Genomic DNA, 9144 nt, shown 5'->3' with positions numbered 1-9144 from the left:
TATCCGGGCTGCGCCTGCGACATCCCGTCGTACCTGTACTCGTTCTCGTTCGAGCAGAACCCGCGCTGGACCCGGATGTTCGCGCCCTGGGACGAGATCCTCGGCTACCTGCGACACTGCGCGGACAAGTACGGCGTCGCGGACAAGATCCGGTACGGCGCCGAGGTCACCGGGGCGGTGTTCGACGAGGCGTCCGGGCACTGGACGGTCACGGTGAACGACGACGAGTCGATCGAGACCCAGGCGCTGGTCGCGGGCGTCGGCAGCCTGCACCGCCCGAAGCTGCCGGACATCCCGGGCCTCGACTCGTTCGGCGGTACGGCGTTCCACTCGGCGCAGTGGGACCACGGCCAGGACCTCCGCGGCCGGAACGTCGCGGTGATCGGCACCGGCGCGTCGGCGATCCAGTTCGTACCGCGGATCGCCCCGCAGGTCGCGCAGCTGGACGTGTACCAGCGGACGGCGCCGTGGATCACGCCGAAACCGGACCGCGCGATCACCCAGTGGGAACGCAGACTGCACCAGCGGTTCCCCGTCGGCCAGCGCGCGATCCGGAACGCGGTCTACTGGGGGCTGGAAGGTCGCGGCGCGGGCTTCGCCGGGAACCCGAAGCTGATGAAAGGCCTTGAATTACAGGCGAAACGGCACCTGCACAAGCAGGTCACCGACCCCGAACTGCGTGCCCAGCTGACCCCGGACTACCAGATCGGCTGCAAGCGGATCCTGATCTCGAACGACTACTACCCGGCACTCACCCGGCCGAACGTCGGCGTGGTCAGCACCCCGATCGCGCGGATCACCCCGACCGGCGTGGTCACCGCCGACGGCACCGAGCGGTCCTGCGACACGATCGTGCTCGGCACCGGCTTCGACGTCTCGGCGAACCTGACCCGGATGCCGATCCTCGGCAGGGACGGCGTCGACCTGGCCGACCACTGGAAGCTCAACGGGATCGGCGCGCACCTCGGCATCACGGTCGCCGGCTACCCGAACCTGTTCCTGCTGGTCGGCCCGAACACCCTGCTCGGCCACTCGTCGATGGTGTTCATGATCGAGGCCCAGGTCCGCTACGTGATGCAGGCCCTGCACCTGCTCCGCCGCCGCAACGCGACGTACGTCGAGGTCCGCGAGGAGGCCCAGGACCAGTTCGTCGGCACCGTCCAGCGCGAACTCGGACACACCGTCTGGCAATCAGGCTGCACCAGCTGGTACCTCGACACCTCCGGCCGAAACTCCACCATCTGGCCGGAGTGGACCTTCACCTACTGGCGCCGAACCAGAAAACTCAACCCCTCCGACTTCGCCCTCGTCCACTAGGCCTCCCCTCCACGCCTGCTCGGACGGTCCGAACACTCGCCCAGGGCCCAAACCTCCCGCTCCACAGCGGCACCAGGCCGCCGGAGGCCGCCAACAGACAGCCGCCGCGCAGCGGTGACCGTTCCGCGCGGGAACAGCTACCCCCGGCGTAAACGCTCCACACCACAGCGGCAGCACGCCGCCGAAGGCGGCCGAAGGACAGCCGCCGCGCAGCGGTGTCCTTTTACTCGTCCACTAGGTGATAACCCGGACTCCTGAAGTAGGAGGCCGGGTGGGTCGGCGTACGACCTTGGGATGAGCGGAAGACCGGCCGGGAGGCCGATGTCTCGGCAGCCTCGGTGAAGGACTCTTGAGACATGGAAATCCTTCAGATCGCCGGAGCGGCAGCCATCGTGATCGGCATCGTGATCACCGCGCTGATCGCCATCATCCCGTCAGTCGTCAACCGCTAACTCAGTCGGCGGACAGATGGACCAGTAGGTCCTGCCGGGTCAGTACGCCCACCGGCTTGCCGTCGTCCAGGACCATCAGGGCGTCCCGTCCCTCGAGCAGCTCGACCGCCTTGGCCACCGGTTCGCCGGCGCCCAGGGACGGCAGCGCCGGGTCCATGTGCTGCTCGACGATATCGGCCAGCCGCGCCTTGCCGGAGTACAGCGCGTCCATCAGCGTCCGCTCCGACACCGCGCCGGCCACCTCGGCCGCCATCACCGGCGGCTCCGCCCGGACCACGGGCATCTGCGAGACGCCGTACTCGCGCAGGATCGCGACCGCCTCGGCGATCGTCTCGTGCGGGTGCGTGTGCACCAGCGGCGGCAGGCTGCCGTCCTTGCCGGCCAGTACGTCGCCGAGCGTGGTGCCCTGCCTGGCGTGTGCGAGGAAGCCGTACTGCGCCAGCCAGTCGTCGTTGAACACCTTCGTCAGGTAACCACGCCCGCCGTCCGGCAGCAGTACGACGATCACCGCGTCCGGGTCGTCCAGCTCGTGCGCGAGCCGGATCGCCGCGGCGGCGGCCATCCCGGCCGAACCGCCGACCAGCATCGCCTCCTCGCGGGCCAGCCGCCGGGTGAGCGCGAACGAGTCCGCGTCCGACACCTCGATGACCCGGTCGCAGATCTCCCGGTCGTACGTCTCCGGCCAGAAGTCCTCGCCGACGCCCTCGACCAGGTACGGCCGGCCGGTACCGCCGGAGTACACCGAGCCCTCCGGGTCGGCGCCGATGATCTGGACGCGGCCGCCGGAGACCTCCTTGAGGTACTTGCCGGTGCCGCTGATCGTGCCGCCGGTGCCGACGCCCGCGACGAAGTGCGTGATCTTGCCCTCGGTCTGCTCCCACAACTCGGGACCGGTGGTCTCGTAGTGCGAGCGGGGGTTGTTCTGGTTCGCATACTGGTTCGGCTTCCAGGCGCCCTCGATCTCGCGGACCAGGCGGTCGGAGACGTTGTAGTACGAGTCCGGGTGCTCCGGCGCGACCGCGGTCGGGCAGACCACGACCTCGGCGCCGTACGCCTTGAGCACGTTGCGCTTGTCCTCGCTGACCTTGTCCGGGCAGACGAAGACGCACTTGTAGCCCTTCTGCTGGGCGACCATCGCGAGCCCGACACCGGTGTTCCCGGAGGTCGGCTCGACGATCGTCCCGCCGGGCTTGAGCTCGCCCGAGGCCTCCGCGGCCTCGATCATCCGGACCGCGATCCGGTCCTTCACCGAGCCACCGGGGTTGAAGTACTCGACCTTGGCCAGGACGAGGGGCCGTGCCCCGTCGGTGGTCTTGGACAGCCTCACCAGCGGGGTGTTGCCGACGAGGTCCAGGAGAGATTCTGCGTAGCGCACGATCTTTACTGTAGTGATACGAACCGCTTTGCCCTATTTTCACTTGCATCGCGATAACAGCGTGTAATCCTTGTTACATGAGTAGAGCCCGGGCAGCCAAGAAGCTGGCCCAGGCCGCAGCCTTCGGGGGCGGGGGACTCGGACTCATCGGTGCCACGTTGTACGGCGTACTGACCGCTGAGGCCGAGTACGCGAAGCGCGTGATCGGACCGACGAGGTACTACCCCACTCCGGGCAACGGTCTGTACGGCCGGTATCCAGGACATCCGATCACGTTCGCCATGATCGGCGACTCGAGCGCGGCCGGTTACGGCACCGAGTCGCCCGAGGAGACGCCCGGCGTGCTGCTCGCCTCCGGGCTGGCCGAACTGGCCAAACGGCCGGTGCGGCTGGTCGACGTCTCGAAGACGGGCGCGAAGTCCAGCGACCTGGCCGCCCAGGTCGACGCCGCGCTGCAGGCCGGTCCACACGTCGCGGTGATCCTGATCGGCGTCAACGACGTGAAGGCGAAGATGCCGCCGTCGACCTCGGTCCGGCTGCTGTCCGCCGCCGTCCGCCGGCTGCGCGCCGCGAACTGCGAGGTGGTGGTCGGTACCTGTCCGGACCTGGGCGTGGTCCGGTCGATCATGCCGCCGCTGCGGCAGGTCGCCCGGTCCTGGAGCCACCGGCTGGCCGCCGCTCAGACCATCGCAGTCGTCGAAGCAGGCGGCCGGTCCGTGTCTCTGGGCTCGCTGCTCGGCGAGGTGTTCCGCACCGATCCGTCGATGTGGGGCCGGGACAACTTCCACCCGTCCGCGACCGGGTACGCCGCCGCGTCCGCCGCGCTGCTGCCGTCGGTGGCGGCCGCGATGGGCGTCGGGCCGGAGTCGTTCGTGCATCCGGAGCCGTTCCGCGGCGAGGCGATCCTGCCGGTCGCGCAGGCCGCGGTGCAGGCCGCGCGGCGTGCCGGTACGGAGGTCGCCGCCACCGAGGTGGCCGGTCGCGAGCGCGGGCCGCGCGGTCGCTGGGCAGCCCTCCGGCACCGCCGCCGGCACCCGAAGGCGGACGTCGCCCGGGTCGAGGAAGACGCCGCGGAAAACCCGGAAAGCGTTCCGGTAGGCCAATAGTTACTGGGCTTGTGCGTCCGCTCACCTCCATCTCAACCCTTCAACGCAACAGCTTCAGGTTGTGCGATGGAGCCGTGCGAGTGGGGCTTGTGCGTCCGCTGAGCGGGGACTTTCATGTCGGGAGTCTTGCTTCCTGGCGGCCGGGTGGTGCACAGTCGATAACTACGCGGTACCCCGATGACGGGAGGCGAAGATGGGTCTGAACCACTCCGAGGAGACGCATCAGCGTTTGGTGGAGGCCGTGCCCAGATGCACCGGACGCGCTATGACCGAGTGGTTCCGGCTGATGAACGACGGACCGTCGTTCCTGCGCTTCGACGACAGAGTGCGATGGCTCTCCAGCGAGTACGCGCTCGCGCATGGGCACGCGACCGCCATCGTCCACGAGTTCGACCTGGTCAAGGCGCATCGGCGAATGAGCTGAGCCGCAAAGGAGACACACGTGGAGGCCTGCCCTTTCAGGTGGAGGGGCAGGCCTTTCACGTTCCGGCCAGTGCCTCGTTGCCCTCCGGATCCGTCACCAGGCAACGGTTTCGTCCCGCCAGCTCGAACCGGATCCGGTTCCGTTGCGGCCGCGGCTCCCGCAGTTGCTGGAAGAACAGCACGGGGTTGAGGTCGCGCGGGTCGTAGATGTCGGTGACGTCCGGCCTGCTGTCGCGTTCGTAGCCGAGGAACCCGGTCCAGAACGCCCGTACCGCCGGCACGTCGAGCGCGTCGATGCCGAACTGCACGAACCGCAGCGGCGCCGGATCCGCCCGCAGCCCGAGATCCTTGGCCGCACCCTCGATCTGCTGCGCGAGGACGAGGAACGCCGGATCGGTCTCCCACGTATCCTTCCGGCCCGCGATCGTCAGGCCTTCCGGGCGTACGTCGAGCTGCAGCGGAATGCCCGCGGCATCGGCCAGCTCCGCCGCCGTCGTCACGAGACGACGTGGCGCGTTGGGGTAGTGGACCATCGGGCTGAACAACGCGTACCAGTCGGTCGTCCCGGGCAGCGGGTCGCCCGGTACCAGGTCGACCTCATTTCCTTCGTCGTCGGCCAGCATCACCCCGAAAGGGCCGGACGGTTCGCGTTTACCGCGGGCACGCAGGACCTCGTCGCGTGGGCGGACCACGTCGACGTGGATCCGGTTCCGGAGCGGCCGCAGCTCGGCGAGGCGGCGTACCGGGATGATCGGGGCGCCGGCCATCAGGTCCCAGAAGGCCTGGATCGCGGGCGGGTCCGCCGCTTCGATCTGTACGGAGAGCGTCCGCGCCGTGCCCTCGCTCAGTCCGAGCTCGCGAGCCGCCGCCGCGACCACGGTCAGGTCCTCGGCCCGGACCCGTACGCCGGTCGCCCGTACGTCGATGGCTGGTACGCCTGCGGCCTGTACGCCGGTCGCCCGTACGCCGGTCGCCCGTACGTCGAGGTGCGCGGCCAGCGCGGCGCCGGCGGTGTGCGAGGGAGCGTCGTACCAGACGGTCTGCATACGACCACGGTAGGACCGGATCCGGACGGCCCTCGTCCGGAACAGCGCCGCGCCGCCGCCGTTCCTCAGCTTCCCGGATGCACAATGGCGCTCTGGGGAAAGGAGTCGCCCGGTGAGCTTCACCATGCTCGCGGTGGTCGTCGCGGTCGGACTGGCCGGACCGCTGCTCGCGCTGCGGCGCGGCTGGCACATCCCGATCGTGCTCGGCGAACTGATCGCCGGCGTGGTCCTCGGCAAGACCGGTATCGGGTACCTGACCGCGTCCGACCCGTCGTTCACGTTCCTCGCCGACATCGGGTTCGGGCTGGTGATGTTCGTTGCCGGCACCCACGTTCCGGTCCGTGACGAGAGCCTGCGACGGGCGATCCGCCCCGGCCTGCTGCGCGCGGTCGGCACCGGGATCGTCGCGACCGCGCTCGCCTTCGGGCTGAACGCGGTCTTCGGCACCGGCCACGTGCCGCTGTACGCGGTGCTGATGGCGTCCTCGTCGGCGGCGTTGGTGCTGCCGATCGTCGACTCGCTCGGGCTCGGCGGCCGGCCGGTGGTCGAGCTGCTCCCCCAGGTCGCGATTGCCGACGCCACCTGCATCGTGGCGCTGCCGCTCGCGATCGACCCGCCGCACGCCGGCCGGGCGGCGCTCGGCGCGCTCGCGGTGATCGTGGCGGGCGTGGTGGTGTTCTTCGGGCTGAACAAGGCGGAGAAGTCCGGGTACCGGCATCGCGTCCACGACGTGTCCGAGGAGCGGCGGTTCGCGATCGAGCTGCGGGTCAGCCTGATGGTGCTGTTCGCGCTCGCCGCGCTGGCGACCGTGATGCATGTGTCGATCATGCTGGCCGGGTTCGTGCTCGGGCTCGCGGTGGCCGCGGTCGGCGAGCCGCGGCGGCTCGCGCGGCAGCTGTTCGCACTGACCGAGGGGTTCCTCGGCCCGGTGTTCTTCGTCTGGCTGGGTGCCTCGCTGAACCTGCGGGAGCTCGGCACCAAGCCGGCGTTCATCGCCCTCGGCGTCGCGCTCGGCGTCGGCGCCGTGATCAGCCACCTGTCCGGGAGGCTGACCCGGCAGCCGCTGAGCATCGGCGCCCTCGCGGCCGCCCAGCTCGGCGTCCCGGTGGCCGCGGCCACGGTCGGTACGTCGCTGCACGTGCTCCAGCCGGGTGAGCCGTCGGCGTTGATCCTCGGCGCACTGATCACGATCGCGGTCAGCGCGGTCGCGGGTGGGTTCGCCGTACGACGTGGATTGGTGGCGACGAGGAAATGACGGTACAGGCCGAGACGGCCGCGTACGAGAAGTGGCTGGCGGACAGGATTCCCGTCGTACCGGAGGATCTGGAGCTCAAGCATCGCGAGCTTGCGGGTGATCCGCTGCGGTTCCTGCGTGGGACGTACTACCTGTGGCTGCAGCGGGTCGCCGTACTGACGCCCGAGTTGCTCGCCGGGCCGCAGGCGCCGGTGGTCGGGGACCTGCATGTGGAGAACTTCGGGACCTGGCGGGACCATCGCGGGGTCCGGCGGTGGGGCGTCAACGACCTCGACGAGCTGGCGTGGGGACCGCCGGCGATCGACCTGCTCCGGCTCGCGGTGTCCGCCGTACTGACGCCAGAGGTGACGATCAGCCCGAAGCGGATCTGCCGGGTGCTGCTGGACGCGTGGACGACGGCGAAGCCGGGGCGCGCGGTGGACCTGGCCGACCCGGGCGCGAAGCATCTGCGGGCGCTGCTACCGAAGCCGGCCGGTGCCGCGAAGTACTACGACAAGCTCCGGGTAGGGGCGGCTGCGGATCCGTCGATCCTGCCGGCCGCGGTACGGAAGGCCGCGACCGTTCCGCACGCGTCGTGGCATCGGCGGCAGGCGGGCACCGGTTCGCTCGGGCATCCGCGGATGGTCGCGGTCGGTGACGACATCGCCCGCGAGGTGAAGGTGGTCGGGCCGGCCACCGCGGACTACGTGGACGTCGGGCTGCTGCCGGACGACCTGCTGTACGGGCGGATCCTCGGCACTTTGCGCGGTCCCGATCCGATGCGCCGGATCGCCGGCTGGCAGCTCCGGGCGCTGTCCCCCGAGGTGGAACGGATCACGATCGAGTCGCTGCGGCCACGCGCGGTCGAGCTCGTCCTGACGTCGATGGCCCGCGCGGCTCTCGACGTACACGGGGCTCTCCCACACCATCTGCGGGACGCGCGGCGGCACGTCGAGGCGCTGCCGTCCGACTGGCTGCTGGACGCGACACGGCGGCTGGCGAAGGACACGACCGCGCAGTACAAGCAGTACGCCGCGTGAAACGCCGGAAGGGCCGGCCCACCTGGACCGGCCCTTCCGTTTGCGCTGCTGGATCAGTCGCCGCCGCGGAGGATGGCGAGGATGCGCAGGATGTTCCAGTACAGCCAGACCAGCGTGACGGTCAGTGCGAACGCCGCGCGCCAGGCCTCGTTCTGCGGGGCGCCCTGGCGGACGCCCTGCTCGACCAGGTCGAAGTCGAGGATCAGGTTGAACACCGCGAGACCGGCGCCGATCGCCGCGAACAGCAGCCCCATCGCGCCCATCCCGCCGATCCCGGTGCTGATGCCGAACAGGCTCAGCAGCAGGTTGATCAGCAGCACGCCGGCGAAGCCCATCGTGCCGATGACCACCATCTTGGTGAACTTCGGCGTCACCTTGATCGCGAAGTACTTGTAGGTCGCCAGGGTCAGGCCGGCCGTCACCATCGTGGCCAGGATCGCCTGCACGATGATGCCGGAGTCACCGACCCAGTGGGCGATGAACTTGCTGCCGATCCCGAGGAACACACCCTCGGCGGCGGCGTACAGCATCACGAGCGCCGGGTTCACCTTGCGGGAGAACGACAGCACCATGGCGATCGCGAACGCCACCAGCATCCCGGCCAGGAACGCCGGCGTGACCAGCGCCGTCGGAATCGTCCACCACGCGACCGCGGCGGCCGCCACCACGACGCCCAGGGTGATCGCCGTCTTCACGATCACGTCGTCCAGTGTCATCGGCCGGCTCGCGGCCGGAGCCCCCTGGTACTGCTGCGGAGGCATTCCCGACCCGCCGTAGCCGTAGGGAGCCTGCTGACCGTACGGAGCGGCCCCCGGATAGGCCTGCCCGTGGCCAGGCGCGAACGCACTCGACCGGTTCAGCACCGGGTTACTGCTCTGCATGTTTCCTCCTGATGACCCACATCCGGGGCCGTATCAAGATCCTACGACCCCTTCCTGAACACAATCTGAGAATTCCACCACCAATTCTTCTGCAAATACAGAAGGATGCAGAAATCAATCGGTTATGGATGTATCCAGTCGTCGCAGCCGCTCCTTGGGCGTCGGCGTCGCCCCATTGAGCAGCCACTGGACCGACGGCCGCCATCCGGACTCGACCCACCAAGCGAGCGCCGAGGTCACCTTGTCACGACCGAGGACCTCGACCAGCCG

At 69.5% G+C, this 9144-nt stretch carries 8 protein-coding genes; 5 read left to right on the top strand and 3 right to left on the bottom strand.

All coding sequences use genetic code 11. The features are described 5' to 3' along the window. The coding region (locus VFF46_RS28200) for an NAD(P)/FAD-dependent oxidoreductase (protein ID WP_325040251.1) at positions 1–1317 on the top strand (1317 nt) is incomplete at its 5' end. Positions 1318–1770: 453 nt separating this feature from the next. Here VFF46_RS28200 and VFF46_RS28195 read toward each other — a convergent pair. After that, the gene (locus tag VFF46_RS28195; RefSeq protein ID WP_325040250.1) at positions 1771–3144 is read right to left on the bottom strand and encodes a cystathionine beta-synthase; all 1374 of its coding nucleotides are present in this window, start codon (positions 3142–3144) and stop codon (positions 1771–1773) included. Between the two features lie 77 nt (positions 3145–3221). Here VFF46_RS28195 and VFF46_RS28190 point away from each other — a divergent pair, with 77 nt between their 5' ends. Next, on the top strand, positions 3222–4250 hold the full coding sequence (locus VFF46_RS28190; protein WP_325040249.1) for an SGNH/GDSL hydrolase family protein: 1029 nt from the start codon (positions 3222–3224) through the stop codon (positions 4248–4250). A 193-nt stretch (positions 4251–4443) separates the two neighbouring features. Further along, positions 4444–4674, top strand: a complete 231-nt coding sequence (locus VFF46_RS28185; protein WP_325040248.1) for a DUF4287 domain-containing protein — start codon at positions 4444–4446, stop codon at positions 4672–4674. Positions 4675–4729: 55 nt separating this feature from the next. Here the strand turns inward: VFF46_RS28185 and VFF46_RS28180 are convergent, their stop codons facing one another. Next, positions 4730–5719 (bottom strand): VOC family protein, encoded by a 990-nt coding sequence (locus tag VFF46_RS28180; RefSeq protein WP_325040247.1) that lies wholly within the window; start codon positions 5717–5719, stop codon positions 4730–4732. Positions 5720–5831: 112 nt separating this feature from the next. Here VFF46_RS28180 and VFF46_RS28175 point away from each other — a divergent pair, with 112 nt between their 5' ends. Then, a complete protein-coding gene (locus VFF46_RS28175; RefSeq protein WP_325040246.1) occupies positions 5832–6974 on the top strand; it encodes a cation:proton antiporter in 1143 nt (380 codons plus the stop codon). After that, positions 6971–7993, top strand: a complete 1023-nt coding sequence (locus VFF46_RS28170; RefSeq protein WP_325040245.1) for a DUF2252 family protein — start codon at positions 6971–6973, stop codon at positions 7991–7993. The genes VFF46_RS28175 and VFF46_RS28170 overlap by 4 nt, the downstream gene beginning before the upstream one ends. Positions 7994–8046: 53 nt before the next feature. Here VFF46_RS28170 and VFF46_RS28165 read toward each other — a convergent pair whose 3' ends face one another. After that, positions 8047–8874, bottom strand: coding sequence for a Bax inhibitor-1/YccA family protein (locus VFF46_RS28165; protein WP_325040244.1), 828 nt, complete (start codon positions 8872–8874; stop codon positions 8047–8049). Positions 8875–9144 lie beyond the last annotated feature (270 nt).

Source organism: Kribbella sp. (genome assembly GCF_035655035.1).
In the GTDB taxonomy this organism is placed as follows: domain Bacteria; phylum Actinomycetota; class Actinomycetes; order Propionibacteriales; family Kribbellaceae; genus Kribbella.
This window is presented reverse-complemented; position numbering and strand designations above follow the sequence as displayed.

What these genes read in the sequence shown, in the direction of transcription:
- VFF46_RS28190 (WP_325040249.1), top strand. Translation starts at nt 3,222, where the DNA reads ATGAGTAGAGCCCGGGCAGCCAAGAAGCTGGCCCAGGCCGCAGCCTTC.
- VFF46_RS28180 (WP_325040247.1), bottom strand. Translation starts at nt 5,719, where the DNA reads ATGCAGACCGTCTGGTACGACGCTCCCTCGCACACCGCCGGCGCCGCG.
- VFF46_RS28165 (WP_325040244.1), bottom strand. Translation starts at nt 8,874, where the DNA reads ATGCAGAGCAGTAACCCGGTGCTGAACCGGTCGAGTGCGTTCGCGCCT.
- VFF46_RS28185 (WP_325040248.1), top strand. Translation starts at nt 4,444, where the DNA reads ATGGGTCTGAACCACTCCGAGGAGACGCATCAGCGTTTGGTGGAGGCC.
- VFF46_RS28170 (WP_325040245.1), top strand. Translation starts at nt 6,971, where the DNA reads ATGACGGTACAGGCCGAGACGGCCGCGTACGAGAAGTGGCTGGCGGAC.